The following is a 14,217-nucleotide window of genomic DNA, read 5'->3' as shown; positions in this document are numbered from 1 at the left end:
GCGCTACTCCACCGCCGCGTAGACCAGGCCGCGGATCAGCGTGCGGAAATATTCGCGCTGGCCCGGGCCCTGCGACATGAACACGGCGAACAGGTCCTCGACAGGATCAATCCAGAAGAACGTGCCGGCCACGCCGCTCCAGAAGAACTGGCCCTTCGATCCCGCGAACGGCGCCAGGCCTTCGTCGGTGCGTACTGCAAAGCCGAGGCCGAAGCCATGGCCGGGCGGCAGCAGCGGGCTGTCGGCCTTGACGCCCGCGGCGAGATGGTTCGATGCCATGAAGGCCAGTGTCTTGCGGCCGATCAGGCGGGTGCCGTCCAGCGTGCCGCCATTGAGCAGCATCTGGCAGAACCGCGCATAGTCCATCGTCGTCGAGACCAGCCCGCCGCCGCCGGATTTCATCTTGGGAATCTCCAGCGGATCGAACAGCGCGACCTTGTCGCCGGTCCAGGGATCCTTATCGAATGGCTGGGCCAGCCGTCCGGCATGCTCTGCCGCGGCGTGAAAGCCGGTCTCGGCCATCTGCAGCGGCGCGAGGATGCGTTCGGTCAGGAACGCGCCCAGCGTCTGGCCGGCGACGACCTCGACGACGCGGCCAAGAATGTCGGTGGAGCGGCTGTAATTCCATTCCGCTCCGGGCTGGCAGATCAGCGGCAGGCCGGCGACGATTGCGGCGTGTTCGGCGTTGGTGAGGCTGCGGTCGCGCAGCCGCGACTTCTGGTACATCCGCTGCACCATGCCGTTGCCGGTGATCTCATAGGTCAGGCCGGAGGTGTGCCGCAGCAGGTCCTGGATGGTGATCGGGCGCTGCAGCAGCGCCAGTTCCAGCTGGCCGTGGCACTCGACCCCGACGCGGGTATCGGCGAACTCCGGGATGAATTTCGCCAGGGGATCGCTGAGCAGCAGATGGCCATCCTCGACCAGCATGAGGATGCCCAGCGAGACGATCGGCTTGGTCATCGAGAAGATCCGGAACAGGCTGTCCCGGGCCATCGGCGTGTCCGCCTCCGGCGCCTGCCGGCCAAAGCTCTCGAAATAGCCGACCTTTCCGCGGCGGCCGACCAGCATGGTGACGCCGGGCGCGGTTCCCTTGTCGATCTCGCGGCGGAAGGCGTCCGACATGGCGTCCAGGCGGGCAGGGGACAGGCCGATCGTCTGCGGGGCGGCCATCGGCAGTGCCGGCGTCCGCGGGGCAGGGGTCTGCGCAGGGGCCTGGCGCGCACTTTGAACTGTCATGTTTCGTCTCCCGTTCCCCGGTGATTGATCTTGTCCTTGGCCGGCCTACATAGGGGGCTTCACCGGCATGCTCGGGCGAGAATGGCAGCCAAGTTCGCACTTGAACAGGGCCGTTTTCCCTTGTAACCAGCCGCCGGTTCGGTGCTGCGCACGGGCGCGGCGTAACTAAGGTGGATCATGGCCAAGGCAAAATTCGAACGTAACAAGCCGCATTGCAACATCGGCACCATCGGTCACGTCGACCACGGCAAGACCTCGCTGACCGCGGCGATCACCAAGGTGCTCGCTGAGTCCGGTGGCGCGACGTTCACGGCGTATGACCAGATCGACAAGGCGCCGGAAGAAAAGGCCCGCGGCATCACGATCTCGACCGCCCACGTCGAGTACGAGACCGCCAACCGCCACTATGCGCACGTCGATTGCCCCGGCCATGCCGACTATGTGAAGAACATGATCACCGGTGCGGCTCAGATGGACGGCGGCATTCTCGTCGTCTCCGCCGCCGACGGCCCGATGCCGCAGACCCGCGAGCACATCCTGCTGGCCCGCCAGGTCGGCGTGCCCGCGCTGGTCGTGTTCCTCAACAAGTGCGACATGGTCGACGATCCGGAACTGCTCGAACTGGTGGAAATGGAAGTTCGCGAACTTCTCTCCAAGTACGACTTCCCGGGCGACGACATTCCGATCATTAAGGGTTCGGCGCTCGCCGCTCTCGAGAACTCGGACCAGAAGCTCGGTCATGACGCAATCCTCGAGCTGATGAAGGCGGTTGACGCCTACATCCCGCAGCCGGAACGCCCGATCGACCAGCCGTTCCTGATGCCGGTCGAAGACGTGTTCTCGATCTCGGGCCGTGGCACCGTCGTCACCGGCCGCGTCGAGCGCGGCATCGTCAAGGTCGGCGAGGAAATCGAAATCGTCGGTATCCGCGACACCCAGAAGACGATCTGCACCGGCGTGGAAATGTTCCGCAAGCTGCTCGACCAGGGTCAGGCCGGCGACAATATCGGCGCGCTGCTGCGCGGCACCAAGCGTGAGGAAGTCGAGCGCGGCCAGGTGCTGTGCAAGCCGGGTTCGGTGAAGCCGCACACCAAGTTCAAGGCCGAGGCCTACATCCTGACCAAGGAAGAGGGCGGTCGCCACACCCCGTTCTTCACCAACTACCGTCCGCAGTTCTACTTCCGCACCACCGACGTGACCGGTGTGGTCCATCTGCCGGAAGGTACCGAAATGGTGATGCCGGGCGACAACATCGCGATGGAAGTGCACCTGATCGTGCCGATCGCGATGGAAGAGAAGCTGCGCTTCGCCATCCGTGAAGGCGGTCGCACGGTTGGAGCCGGAGTGGTCGCGTCGATCATTGAATGATCGACGGACACTCCGAAAGCTCCAACCGAATTAAAGATTCCCAAGTGCGGCCTACCGCACTTGGCTGCGGTGCAGGCGTGGTGGCGTCGATCATCGAATAAGACGATTACCGGATGGCGGGCGACGAATCGGGCAGATGCCCTGGTTCGTCGCCCGCCATTTGCGTTTTGGCCGCCTTGCCTCTTGCAAATCAGGCGCGGTCTATGCTTCAAACGGCGCGAAACGGCAGCGATGCCGTTTGCTTAGGGGTGTAGCTCAGTTGGTAGAGTACCGGTCTCCAAAACCGGTTGTCGTAGGTTCGAGCCCTACCGCCCCTGCCATTTCATGGTCCGGTCCCTGGACCCCGTTCCGATCCGGCCTTCGCGGCTGACCGGCGTGCTGCCTTTCCCGATTATCTCCGATATCCGTGACGCCGGCGGCTGCGTTTCCGTGCGCGACGCCGCATCCATCAGAAAGCTACCGGCGCGTGGAACGCGTTCCACGATTGGTTGTTGGCCGCGCATCATTTAATGGAGAGAATTCATGCGCGCGCTTTGCTGGCACGGAAAAGGCGATGTCCGGGTCGATACGGTTCCGGATCCGAAAATTCAACACCCCCGTGATGCCATCATCAAGATCACCGCCTGCGCGATCTGCGGCTCGGATCTGCATCTGCTCGACGGCTATCAGCCGACCATGGAAGAGGGTGACATTCTCGGCCATGAAAACATGGGCGAAGTGATCGAGCTGGGCTCGGAGGTCACCAATCTCAAGATCGGCGACCGTGTCGTAGTGCCGTTCACCATCAGCTGCGGCCAGTGCTTCTTCTGCAGGAAGGGCCTGTTTTCCTGCTGCGACCGCACCAATCCCAATCACGAGATGGCCGAAAAAGCGATGGGCCAGTCGCCGGCCGGCCTGTTCGGCTTCAGCCACATGCTCGGCGGCTATTCCGGCGGCCAGGCAGAGTTTTTGCGCGTGCCAATGGCCGATGTCGGCCCGATCAAGGTGCCGGACAACGTCACCGACGAGCAGGCGCTGTTCCTGTCGGACATCTTCCCGACGGGCTACATGGCCGCCGTCAACGCCCAGATCGAGGACGGCGACACGGTGGCGATCTGGGGCTGCGGTCCGGTCGGTCAGTTCGCCATCCGCTCGGCCTTCATGCTGGGCGCTGGCCGGGTGATCGCCATCGACGAGGTCCCGGAGCGGCTGGCGATGGCGCGTGCCGGCGGTGCCGAGACGATCGATTTCTCGCAGATCGACGTCCATGACGAGTTGATGCGCCTGACCGACAAGCGCGGCCCGGACAGCTGCATCGACGCCGTCGGCGCCGAGGCGGCTGGTCATGGCGCCATCGATGCGGTGATGGACAAGATCAAGGCGGCCACCTTCCTGGCCACCGACCGCGTCCATGTGCTGCGCCAGGCGATCATGGCGTGCCGCAAGGGCGGTACCGTCTCGGTTCCGGGCGTCTATGTCGGCATGGGCGACAATATCCCGATCGGCGCGGCCATGAACAAGGGCCTGACCATCAAGACCGGCCAGACCCATGTGCAGGCCTATACCAAGCCGCTGCTCGAGCGGATCATCAAGGGCGATATCGACCCGAGCTTCGTCGTCACGGACCAGGCCAGCCTCGAGGACGCGCCGGAGATGTACCGCAAGTTCCGGGACAAGGAAGACGGCGTGATCAAGGTGGTGATGCGCCCCGGCCTGTAACCGGGATCAGCCGTGCAGGGCGACGCGATTCGGGAGGGCAGCGGTATCCGCTGCCCTCTTGGTGTTCAGGCCCGTGTCACGCCGACGGCATGGTATGGGTCGGGAACGGCTCATTGGGCCCATCTCGCGGCACGCGGGGGCAGGGACAGTCGCCATATCTGCCCTTGTCTTGACCTTTTGCGGTTGTCGCCTTACAAAGCCGCACTCGCTGTCGGCCCGTTCTACGGACTTCCGACGCGGCTTTGATTTCCCCAGACATACGGGCCCGCTTGGTGCCCCATCCTGAAGATAGGGTGCGGGCGCAAGAGGGCTGTCTGGATTCCCGAAACCTAACAGTCGTCTCACGACGGATGCGGACAGTAAACGATGGCGTTCAGCCCGTTCAAATTCCTGCAGGAAGTGCGCACGGAGACCAACAAGGTCACCTGGCCGTCGCGGCGCGAAACCATGATCACGACCATCATGGTGTTCGTGATGGTGGCGCTGTCGTCGATCTTCTTTTTCGCAGCGGACCTGATCATCCGCTATCTCGTGACGTTTTTGCTCGGCATTCACTAACTCGGAACTGAATTATGAGCATGCGCTGGTATATCGTTCACGCCTACTCCAACTTCGAAAAGAAGGTCATGGAGTCGATCAAGGAGCAGGCCAAGCAACGCGGCCTGGAAGACCTGTTCGAGCAGATCCTGGTGCCGACCGAGAAGGTCACGGAAGTGCGCCGCGGCCGCAAGATGGACACCGAGCGCAAGTTCTTCCCCGGTTACGTGTTGGTGAAGATGCAGCTCACCGACGAAGCCTTCCACCTGATCAAGAACACCCCGAAGGTCACGGGCTTCCTCGGCGCGGAAAACAAGCCGATGCCGATTTCGGAGCCCGAGGCGATGCGCATCCTGCACCAGGTGCAGGAAGGCGTGGAGCGCCCGAAGGCGTCGGTGTCGTTCGAGATCGGCGAGAACGTCCGCGTGGCCGATGGCCCGTTCGCGTCGTTCTCCGGTGTGGTCGAGGAAATCGACGAGGCGCGTTCGCGCGTCAAGGTGGCGGTGTCGATCTTCGGTCGCGCCACGCCGGTCGAACTGGAATTCGGTCAGGTCGAGAAGGTCTGATCGGACGAAGCGCGAGGTTCGCCTCGCGTAGCTAAAGTGCGAAGCACGTCTTCGCATGAGACCTGTGGGAGGAAGAGGGCGGTCGCCAGCCGCTCGTCGACCCAACCACGGGACCTGCAACCGCCGGCCTTCGCCGGCACAACAGGAGTGACACATGGCAAAGAAAGTGACCGGATACCTGAAGCTTCAGGTGCCGGCCGGCGCGGCGAATCCTTCGCCCCCGATCGGTCCCGCGCTCGGTCAGCGCGGCCTCAACATCATGGAATTCTGCAAGGCGTTCAACGCGCAGACGCAGAAGGACGAAAAGGGCACCCCGATTCCGGTGGTGATCACGATCTTCGCCGATCGTTCGTTCACCTTCGCCCTGAAGACCCCTCCGATGTCCTTCTTCATCAAGAAGGCCGCCGATTTGAAGTCCGGCTCCAAGCTGCCGGGCCGCGACAAGGCGGGCTCGGTGACCAAAGCGCAGGTGCGCGAGATCGCCGAAACCAAGATGAAGGATCTCAATTGCGACAGCATCGAGTCAGCCATGAGCATGGTTGAGGGCTCTGCCCGTTCGATGGGTGTCGAGGTGGTGGGGTAACGATCATGGCAATTGGAAAACGTTTGAAGGCCGCCCGCGAGGGCATCGATCGTGAGAAGCTCTACACGATCTCCGAAGCGATCAAGATGATCAAGGAACGCGCGAAGTCGAAGTTCGACGAGACCATCGAAGTGTCGATGAATCTCGGCGTCGATCCGCGTCACGCCGATCAGATGGTTCGTGGCGTCGTCTCGCTGCCGAATGGCACCGGCCGCACCCTGCGCGTCGGCGTGTTCGCCCGTGGGCCGAAGGCTGACGAAGCCCGTGCCGCTGGCGCCGACGTCGTCGGTGCCGAGGACCTGGTGGAGAAGGTGCAGAATGGCGAAATCAACTTCGACCGCTGTATTGCTACCCCTGACATGATGCCGCTGGTCGGTCGCCTTGGTAAGGTGCTCGGTCCGCGCGGCATGATGCCGAACCCGAAGATCGGCACCGTGACGATGGACGTCACCGGCGCGGTCAAGGGTGCCAAGGGCGGCTCGGTCGAGTTCCGCGTCGAGAAGGCCGGCATCGTGCAGGCCGGCATCGGCAAGGCCTCGTTCTCGGAAGAGAAGCTGGTCGAAAACATCAAGGCGCTGGCCGATGCCGTCGCCAAGGCGAAGCCCGCGGGCTCGAAGGGCACTTACGTGCAGCGCGTCGCGGTGTCCTCGACCATGGGTCCGGGCATCAAGGTCGAGCCGAGCACCGTGCTCGTCTAAGCCTTAAGCCAGGCTGACTATCAAAGGGGCGGGACCGGGCAACCGGTTCCGCCCCTTTCGTTTGACCGGGGAGGTGCGGACCGCGAAATTATCGTTGCATTAACCATGCGGTCGCAAGCTTGCGCCACGCGCCGCCTTGCCCGGCGCATCCGGCAGGGCAATGGAGCCGTGTCATGGCTGACATTCTGACCTTCGTAAGGAATACTCCGCGATCGGCGCGCGCCCGACGGGCAGCTAAAGATGCCGGCGAAATCGTTGTCTTCCCCGGCGCCAGTGTCGGGATGCTCCAGGCGCTGTGGGATCGTCCGGAGGACGAACTCGTCGCCACCGCCCTCGACGGTCGCACCGACAATTGATGACAATTGATTCTGTGATTTTTGGCGGGCGCGTCTCGCCGCGAGCCCAGCACCGGCGTCACCCGGCCATGATCGCGGGGCGGGGTGCTTTCCTGCCGGATCTCTCCTAGACATATCGAACGTACAGGCGGCCTTGCGGTGTTCGGCACTGCAGGGCCCTGAGGGGCGGAATCGCACAGCCGGTTCCGCCCTCTTGTTTGATATTCAAGGGAATGCTCGATGGCCGACAAGGTTCTGATCTATTCGCGGTTCCCCAAGACCTTGATGAAGCGGATCGGCGATCGCTTCGACCTGATCGATGCCGCCGGCAAGAAGCCGGCCGAGATGTTTTCGGCGGACGAACGGAAGGACGTCCGCGCGTTGATCACCGCCGGCGGCCAGTCGCTGAGGGGCGACGTGATGGATTCGCTGCCCGCGCTCGGCGCGATCATCTGCTACGGCACCGGCTATGACGGCGTCGACTTCAAGGCGGCCGGCGAACGCGGCATCGTGGTCGGCAACAGCCCCGGCGCCAATGCCGCCTCGGTCGCCGACCTCGCGCTGACCCTGATGCTGGCGGCGACGCGGCGCATCCTGCCGGCCGACGACTATCTGCGCGAGGGCGGCTGGTCGTCGGCGAAGCCATCGCCGCTGATGGCGCCGCTGCCCGGCAATCCCGGGCGGAAAGTCGGCGTCTACGGCATGGGCGAGATCGGCCGCAAGATCGCCTCGCGCGTCGCGGCGTTCGAAACCGAGGTCGCCTATTTCAGCCGCAGCCAGCACGACGTTCCGTACCGGTACATGGCCTCGCTCGAGGCGCTGGTGGAATGGTGCGACGTGCTGATGGTGGCGGTGCGCGCAGGGCCGGACACCCAGCACATCATTGATGCCGACATGCTGAAAAAGCTCGGCCCGAACGGCTATGTGGTGAACATCTCGCGCGGCTCGGTGATCGACCAGGCGGCGCTGGTCGCGGCGCTGACCGACAAGACGATCGCGGGTGCCGGCCTTGACGTGTTCGAGAAGGAGCCGCACGCGCCGGACGCGCTGACCGCGCTGCCCAACGTGGTGCTGACGCCGCATATCGGCGGCCACACGCTGGATTCGCATGTCAGCATGCAGGACTGCGTGATCGCCAACCTCACCGCTTATTATGCAGGCAAGCCGCTGCCACACCCGGTCGTGGTGTGATCTTGGCGCGACGCGCCCAGATGGTCCGCGCCGCAAGATCCGCACGCGATACTTTCGTGAACGATCGGTACACAACTATGTGAGTGTCTGAATTCGCAATCCCGTTGTAGAGGTCCTTGGCAATCTAGAACCTATCGAATGTAGGCGTACATTCGATCGACCAAGGACATCAGCGATGGCTGCGTTCGCGCTCAAGATAAATGGTCAGACCCGTCAGGTCGACGTCGACCCCAATACACCTCTGCTCTGGGCGATCCGCGACGGCGCGGGTCTGATGGGCACCAAATATGGCTGCGGCGTCGCGCAATGCGGCGCTTGCACGGTCTATGTCGACGGCCAGCCGATGCGATCCTGCTCGCTGCCGGTCTCGGCGGTAGGCAGCAGCGAGGTCACCACCATCGAGGGCCTCGATAGCAAGGAGGCCAAGGCGGTGCAGGCGGCCTGGGCGGCGCTCGACGTGCCACAATGCGGCTACTGCCAGTCCGGCCAGGTGATGAGCGCCGCAGCCTTGCTCAACCTCAACCCGAAGCCATCCGACGATGACATCGACCTGGCGATGAACGGCAACATCTGCCGCTGCGCCACCTATGTCCGTATCCGCGCTGCGATCCACAGCGCTGCCAAGACGCTGGAGGGTTGAGCCATGACCGTGCATGACAAGGCTATCACCACGCTGTCGCGTCGCTCGCTGCTGAAGGCCGGCGCTGGCCTCGCCATCGGCGCCTATATCGCGCGCGGCGGCCGTGCCTTTGCACAGGCTCCGGCCGCGCCGGCCTATAACATCGCGCCGAACACCTTTGTGATCATCAGGCCGGACAACACCGTGACGGTGCTGTGCAAGGGCCTGGAGTTCGGGCAGGGGCCGTTCACCGGCATGGCGACGCTGGTCGCCGAGGAACTCGACGCCGACTGGTCGCAGATGCGCGCCGACCACGCGCCGTCCAATCCGGCCTTGTACAAGAATCTCGCTTTCGGCCTGCAGGGCACGGGCGGCTCCACCGCGATTGCCAATTCCTACATCCAGATGCGCCAGGTCGGCGCCGCCGCGCGCCAGATGCTGGTCGCCGCCGCCGCCGATGCGTGGCAGGTGCCGGCCGATCAAATCACCGTCGAGAACGGCGTGATCAAACATGCGTCGGGCAAGCAGGGCCGGTTCGGCGAGTTCGCCGACAAGGCGATGGCGATGCCGGTGCCGGCGGATCCGAAATTGAAGGACCCGGCGCAGTTCAAGCTGATCGGCAAGGAGGGCGCGGTGAAGCGCCTCGACAGCGCCGACAAGGCCAACGGCCGTGCGTTCTTCACGCTCGACATCAACGAGCCCGACATGCTGACGGTTCTTGTCGCGCGCTCGCCGAAGTTCGGCGGCACGGTCAAGTCGTTCGACGCCACGGCCGCCAAGGCGATCGCCGGCGTGGTCGACGTCAAACAGGTGCCGACCGGCGTCGCGGTCTACGCACGCGGCTTCTGGCCCGCCAAGACCGGCCGCGACGCGCTGAACATTGTGTGGGACGACAGCAAGGCCGAGACGCGCGGCTCCGCGCAATTGCTCAGCGAGTTTCGCGCGCTGTCGAAGACGCCGGGCAAGCTGGTCCGGGCGGAAGGCCAGTTCGAGCAGTCGATGGCCAAGGGCGGCCGTGTCGTCGAAGTGGAGTATGTGTTCCCGTATCTTGCGCATGCGGCGATGGAGCCGCTCAACGCCTACCTGAAATGGGATGGCGACAGCGCCTATGCGCGCTACGGCTGTCAGTTCCCGACCCCCGATCACCAGGCGATCTCGAAAGTGCTCGGCCTGCCGATGGAGAAGGTGAAGATCGAAGTGCTGATGGCCGGTGGCAGCTTTGGCCGCCGCGCCCAGCAGACGACGCACCAGGCCATCGAGCTGGCCGAAGTCGCCAAGGCGATCGGGCCGGGCCGCGGCGTCAAGCTGGTCTGGACCCGCGAGGACGACATGCGCGGCGGCTATTACCGGCCTTACAGCATCCACCGCATGCGCGGCGCGGTGCGCGACGGCAAGATCGAGGCCTGGAGCGACACCATCGTCTCGCAATCGATCATGAAGGGCTCGTTCTTCGAAGCGGTCATGTTCAAGGATGGCCTCGACCCAACCTCCTATGAGGGCTCGCACGACATTCCCTACGACGTCGACAACTTCCAGTGCGACATGCACCAGGTCGACGTCGGCGTGCCCGTGCTGTGGTGGCGCTCGGTGGGCCACACCCATACCGGCTATGCGGTCGAGGCGTTCGTCGATGAACTGCTTGAAGCCGCCGGCAAGGATCCCGTCGAGGGCCGTCTCGAACTGCTCAGCAAGAAGCCGCGCCATGCCGGCGTGCTGAAGGCGGTTGCCGAACTCGCCGACTGGAAGAACTACAAGGTGCCGGACGGCCGCGCCCGCGGCGTCGCGGTGGTCGAGAGCTTCAACACCTTCGTCGCGCAGGTCGTCGAATTGTCGATCGGCGAGGACGGCCCGAAGGTCCACAAGGTGTGGTGCGCGGTGGATTGCGGCGTTGCCGTCAACCCCGACATCATCCGCGCGCAGATGGAAGGCGGCATCGGCTTCGGCCTCGGCCATATCCTCTATGCCGAGCAGACGCTCGACGCCGGGCGTCCGGTCAACGGCAATTTCGACACCTATCGCTCGCTGCGCATCAACGAGATGCCGGCGATCGAAGTGGTTATCGTGAAATCCACCGAGAAGCCGAGCGGCGTCGGCGAACCCGGCGTTCCGCCGCTGGGACCGGCGGTCGCCAACGCGATGGCCAAACTTGGAGTAGGGCGTCCGCGCCAATTGCCGATCGTACCGGGAGCTTCCGCATGAGCCTGTTCAGGAACTCGATGCTGGCACTCGTCGCCGGCACCCTCGCAGCCGGCCTGCTGGCTTTCGTCGCCCCGGGTTTTCAGGCCGACGCGGCCACCGGGTCCGCGGCCAATGCCGCTTCGCTGCAGCCGGTCTCGGCCTTCGCCGGCATCAAGAACAAGAACGAGCGTTCGCTCGCGCTGTTTCAGGAAGTGGGCCGGGTGATCCAGTCGCCGCGCTGCATGAACTGCCATCCGGCGACGGAGCGTCCGACCCAGACCGACAAGATGCGCCCGCACATCCCGCTGGTTGTCCGCGGTGAGGGCGGGGTAGGCGCCGCCAGCGGCCTGGCCTGCGCAACCTGCCACCACGAGGCCAATTTCGATGCCGCCAACGTGCCGGGTAATCCGAAATGGGCGCTGGCGCCGATCGAGATGGCCTGGCAGGGCAAGACGCTCGGCCAGATCTGCGTCCAGATCAAGGACAAGGAGCGCAATGGCGGCAAGGACATGGCTGCCTTGATCAACCATATGGCGGAAGACGAACTGGTCGGCTGGGGCTGGAACCCCGGCGGCAACCGCACCCCTGCACCGGGCACGCAAAAGCAGTTCGGCGAGCTCTTCAAGGCCTGGGCCGATTCCGGCGCGGTGTGCCCGAAGGGGTAGCTGAACTTGTAGGGTGGGCAAAGGCGCCCTTGCGCCGTGCCCACCTGCCGAAGAAGTGGTGGGCACGCGCCATCGCGCTTCGCGCGCTGGTGACTTTGCCCACTACGGTCTGCGATCCAAGAGCATTTGCCCCGTTGCCGTCGCTTCGCTAAACGACGGCGATGACATCCTTGCTCGCGCCCCATTCCGCCGATGCGCTGCTGTTCGACATCGGCCGCGTCGTGATCGATTTCGACGTAGACCTGACGCTGGCCGCCTGGGCCGCTCATGGCGACTGTCCGCTGGCTGAGCTTGCGACGCGTTTCGTTAGCGACGAGACGTTCTGGCGCTACGAGACCGGCAAGTTGTCGGATACGGAATTTTTCGCACTGGTCAGGACCTCGCTCGGAATCGAGATTTCCGAGGCGCAACTGCTGGAAGGCTGGAACGCGACCTTCATCGGCGAGATGGCCGGCATCGCGCCGCTGCTTTCACGGGCGGCGCAGCACCTGCCGCTATACGCGTTCTCCAATACCAACCGCGCGCATGTGGAGCATTTCTCGCAGCATTATGCCGAGGTGCTCAGGCCATTCCGTGAGATATTCCTGTCCTCGACCATAGGGTTGCGAAAGCCCCAAGCGGAGGCCTACCGCCATGTGGTCGAGGCGATCGGCGTCCCCGCCGGCCGCATCGTGTTCTTCGACGATTTAAGCGAGAATGTCGAAGCCGCCCGGGCGGTCGGGCTCCAGGCGGTCCATGTCCGCTCGTCGGCCGACGTGGCGACCGCGCTCGACGCGCTGGGACTGTAGGGCTGGTTCCGCGGCGGGCATCCCCAGCATAAAACGTGCCGCGGAACAAATTTGCCCTTGGCAATTGCAGCGCGACTCGTTAAACATCCGGCTTCCGGACGTGCTGGCGACAGCTGGCACGTCTGTGTTCGCATCCGACAACCCACATCGTCAGGAGACCATTCTTTCAGGCTGTCCGCATGGATTGCTCGACGGAAAGGCCAACCGACGCGGGTTCACGAGGCGGGCAGGGGTCTTGGGGCAGCCAGCAATGGCAAGCCGATGATCTCGATCCTGTCCAAGACTGCTGGCGCCCAAGATAAACTAGCGAGAGAAACGCAAGTTTTTCAACGGCTTAATCCTCAAGCCAGCATAGACGGGTGAAGACCGGATCGTCAGCGCCGCGCAAGCGGCGTACCGCGTATCCAGTTCGAACCTCGACACTCCCCTGCTGGTGACGGCGCGGGAAGGGCAGGCTTTTCAAATATCGTCTCGCCCGACGTGTCTCATAGATCGTGTGTCTTGAGGTCAGGTTGCGGGCGGGTCGGTGGGTGTAACCCGGCGGTCCTGCCATGCAGAGGCCGCCAACCGGAGAGAGCTTGCTGTGGAAAGAGCGGCAAAAAAGGACGCGGTCGAAGCGCTGAACGGTCTGTTCAAGACCACCAGCGTTGCGGTCGTCGCCCATTATTCCGGCCTCACCGTCGCCCAGATGCAGACTCTGCGTACGCAGATGAAAGCCGCTGGCGCCTCGGTCAAGGTCTCGAAAAACCGTCTCGCCAAAATTGCTCTTGAAGGCACGGACGTCGTTGCCATTGGGTCCCTTCTGAAGGGTCCCACCGTGATCGCCACTTCTGACGATCCGGTAGCGGCACCGAAGGTTGCCGTCGAATTCGCCAAGGCAAACGAGAATTTCGTTATTCTCGGCGGATCGATGGGTAAAACCGTCCTGAGCGTCGACAGCGTCAAGGCCCTGGCCGCGCTGCCCTCGCTCGACGAACTGCGCGCCAAGATCCTGGGTCTCCTCGTGGCACCCGCGACCAAGATCGCTCAGCTGTCGACTGCGCCTGCGTCCAAGCTCGCACGCGTTGTTCAGGCCTATGCCTCAAAGAGCGAAGCGGCCTGACGCCCTTCGCATTCAAACCCTGGTTCGAACTAGATACGCTTAAGGAAACAAGACAATGGCCGACCTCAATAAGATCGTTGAAGAACTCTCGAGCCTGACCGTGCTCGAAGCTGCCGACCTCGCCAAGCTGCTCGAAGAAAAGTGGGGCGTGTCTGCCGCTGCTGCCGTCGCTGTTGCTGGCCCTGCCGGCGCTCCGGCTGCTGCCGCTGAAGAGAAGACCGAATTCACCGTCATGCTGACCGCTGCCGGCGACAAGAAGATCGAAGTCATCAAGGAAGTCCGTGCGATCACGGGTCTCGGCCTCAAGGAAGCCAAGGACCTGGTCGAAGGCGCTCCGAAGGCTGTCAAGGAAGGCATTGCCAAGGACGAGGCCGAGAAGGTCAAGGCTCAGCTCGAGAAGGCTGGCGCCAAGGTCGAACTCAAGTAAGACTTCAAAACGATCCCGGGAGGCGAGCTTCGGGTCGCCTCCCGGACCTTTTATGTCCGTACACAGGAATGTGTGGGGATTTCGTGGAACAACCCTCGAATCTCCATTATTGCCATCCCATATCGGGACGACAGCACGAAAGCACGGTTTGACAGCAGGAATGACGACGTTTCTGTCTAAGCCGTTGGGAGATATGCAATTTCGGGCTTTTTCAGTCCGTAACTAG

The 14,217-nt window shown here is 63.6% G+C and carries 15 protein-coding genes and 1 tRNA gene; 15 read left to right on the top strand and 1 reads right to left on the bottom strand.

The annotated features are described in order from the left end of the window. Positions 1–3: 3 nt before the first annotated feature. Positions 4–1,236, bottom strand: coding sequence for a serine hydrolase domain-containing protein (locus tag FIU28_RS16530; protein WP_143574310.1), 1,233 nt, complete (start codon positions 1,234–1,236; stop codon positions 4–6). Positions 1,237–1,413: 177 nt separating this feature from the next. Between FIU28_RS16530 and tuf the strand changes: the two genes are divergently transcribed. The 15 genes from tuf (at position 1,414) to rplL (ending at position 13,991) form a co-directional block, all read left to right on the top strand. Next, on the top strand, positions 1,414–2,604 hold the full coding sequence (gene tuf / locus FIU28_RS16525) for an elongation factor Tu (RefSeq protein WP_143574309.1): 1,191 nt from the start codon (positions 1,414–1,416) through the stop codon (positions 2,602–2,604). Between the two features lie 244 nt (positions 2,605–2,848). Next, positions 2,849–2,924: transfer RNA gene (locus FIU28_RS16520), tRNA-Trp, on the top strand. A 202-nt stretch (positions 2,925–3,126) separates the two neighbouring features. Then, entirely contained in the window at positions 3,127–4,302 is a 1,176-nt protein-coding gene (locus FIU28_RS16515) for a zinc-dependent alcohol dehydrogenase (protein ID WP_143574308.1), read from the top strand. Between the two features lie 366 nt (positions 4,303–4,668). After that, positions 4,669–4,860 (top strand): preprotein translocase subunit SecE, encoded by a 192-nt coding sequence (gene secE, locus FIU28_RS16510; RefSeq protein ID WP_143574307.1) that lies wholly within the window; start codon positions 4,669–4,671, stop codon positions 4,858–4,860. Between the two features lie 14 nt (positions 4,861–4,874). Beyond that, complete coding sequence (gene nusG / locus FIU28_RS16505) at positions 4,875–5,405, top strand: transcription termination/antitermination protein NusG (protein ID WP_143574306.1); 531 nt, start codon at positions 4,875–4,877, stop codon at positions 5,403–5,405. A 154-nt stretch (positions 5,406–5,559) separates the two neighbouring features. Further along, on the top strand, positions 5,560–5,988 hold the full coding sequence (gene rplK / locus FIU28_RS16500; protein WP_143574305.1) for a 50S ribosomal protein L11: 429 nt from the start codon (positions 5,560–5,562) through the stop codon (positions 5,986–5,988). 5 nt (positions 5,989–5,993) lie between these two features. Then, a complete protein-coding gene (gene rplA / locus FIU28_RS16495) occupies positions 5,994–6,686 on the top strand; it encodes a 50S ribosomal protein L1 (RefSeq protein ID WP_143574304.1) in 693 nt (230 codons plus the stop codon). Positions 6,687–6,859: 173 nt separating this feature from the next. After that, positions 6,860–7,042: a hypothetical protein gene (locus tag FIU28_RS16490; RefSeq protein ID WP_143574303.1), complete on the top strand. Its 183-nt coding sequence runs from the start codon at positions 6,860–6,862 to the stop codon at positions 7,040–7,042. Between the two features lie 219 nt (positions 7,043–7,261). Beyond that, positions 7,262–8,212, top strand: coding sequence for a 2-hydroxyacid dehydrogenase (locus FIU28_RS16485; protein ID WP_143574302.1), 951 nt, complete (start codon positions 7,262–7,264; stop codon positions 8,210–8,212). A 175-nt stretch (positions 8,213–8,387) separates the two neighbouring features. Continuing rightward, positions 8,388–8,852 carry a (2Fe-2S)-binding protein gene (locus FIU28_RS16480; RefSeq protein ID WP_143574301.1) on the top strand — a complete coding sequence of 155 codons (465 nt, stop codon included), beginning with the start codon at positions 8,388–8,390 and terminating at the stop codon, positions 8,850–8,852. A 3-nt stretch (positions 8,853–8,855) separates the two neighbouring features. After that, entirely contained in the window at positions 8,856–11,030 is a 2,175-nt protein-coding gene (locus FIU28_RS16475) for a xanthine dehydrogenase family protein molybdopterin-binding subunit (RefSeq protein WP_143574300.1), read from the top strand. Then, positions 11,027–11,674, top strand: a complete 648-nt coding sequence (locus tag FIU28_RS16470; RefSeq protein WP_143574299.1) for an Isoquinoline 1-oxidoreductase subunit — start codon at positions 11,027–11,029, stop codon at positions 11,672–11,674. The genes FIU28_RS16475 and FIU28_RS16470 overlap by 4 nt, the downstream gene beginning before the upstream one ends. Before the next feature lie 161 nt (positions 11,675–11,835). Beyond that, positions 11,836–12,462, top strand: coding sequence for an HAD-IA family hydrolase (locus FIU28_RS16465; protein ID WP_143574298.1), 627 nt, complete (start codon positions 11,836–11,838; stop codon positions 12,460–12,462). Positions 12,463–13,045: 583 nt separating this feature from the next. Further along, positions 13,046–13,564 carry a 50S ribosomal protein L10 gene (rplJ, locus tag FIU28_RS16460; protein ID WP_143574297.1) on the top strand — a complete coding sequence of 173 codons (519 nt, stop codon included), beginning with the start codon at positions 13,046–13,048 and terminating at the stop codon, positions 13,562–13,564. 55 nt (positions 13,565–13,619) lie between these two features. Next, complete coding sequence (gene rplL / locus FIU28_RS16455; protein ID WP_143574296.1) at positions 13,620–13,991, top strand: 50S ribosomal protein L7/L12; 372 nt, start codon at positions 13,620–13,622, stop codon at positions 13,989–13,991. The last annotated feature ends 226 nt before the right edge of the window (positions 13,992–14,217 follow it).

It is taken from the genome of Tardiphaga sp. vice154, from assembly GCF_007018645.1.
Lineage (GTDB): Bacteria > Pseudomonadota > Alphaproteobacteria > Rhizobiales > Xanthobacteraceae > Tardiphaga.
Note: the sequence above shows the minus strand (reverse complement) of the source record. Positions and strands in the feature narration are given on the sequence as shown.

Coding starts and splice junctions, on each gene's coding strand:
- FIU28_RS16480 (WP_143574301.1), top strand. CDS start 8,388: ATGGCTGCGTTCGCGCTCAAGATAAATGGTCAGACCCGTCAGGTCGAC.
- secE (WP_143574307.1), top strand. CDS start 4,669: ATGGCGTTCAGCCCGTTCAAATTCCTGCAGGAAGTGCGCACGGAGACC.
- FIU28_RS16490 (WP_143574303.1), top strand. CDS start 6,860: ATGGCTGACATTCTGACCTTCGTAAGGAATACTCCGCGATCGGCGCGC.
- tuf (WP_143574309.1), top strand. CDS start 1,414: ATGGCCAAGGCAAAATTCGAACGTAACAAGCCGCATTGCAACATCGGC.
- FIU28_RS16470 (WP_143574299.1), top strand. CDS start 11,027: ATGAGCCTGTTCAGGAACTCGATGCTGGCACTCGTCGCCGGCACCCTC.
- rplL (WP_143574296.1), top strand. CDS start 13,620: ATGGCCGACCTCAATAAGATCGTTGAAGAACTCTCGAGCCTGACCGTG.
- FIU28_RS16475 (WP_143574300.1), top strand. CDS start 8,856: ATGACCGTGCATGACAAGGCTATCACCACGCTGTCGCGTCGCTCGCTG.
- FIU28_RS16530 (WP_143574310.1), bottom strand. CDS start 1,236: ATGACAGTTCAAAGTGCGCGCCAGGCCCCTGCGCAGACCCCTGCCCCG.
- nusG (WP_143574306.1), top strand. CDS start 4,875: ATGAGCATGCGCTGGTATATCGTTCACGCCTACTCCAACTTCGAAAAG.
- FIU28_RS16485 (WP_143574302.1), top strand. CDS start 7,262: ATGGCCGACAAGGTTCTGATCTATTCGCGGTTCCCCAAGACCTTGATG.
- FIU28_RS16465 (WP_143574298.1), top strand. CDS start 11,836: ATGACATCCTTGCTCGCGCCCCATTCCGCCGATGCGCTGCTGTTCGAC.
- rplA (WP_143574304.1), top strand. CDS start 5,994: ATGGCAATTGGAAAACGTTTGAAGGCCGCCCGCGAGGGCATCGATCGT.
- FIU28_RS16515 (WP_143574308.1), top strand. CDS start 3,127: ATGCGCGCGCTTTGCTGGCACGGAAAAGGCGATGTCCGGGTCGATACG.
- rplK (WP_143574305.1), top strand. CDS start 5,560: ATGGCAAAGAAAGTGACCGGATACCTGAAGCTTCAGGTGCCGGCCGGC.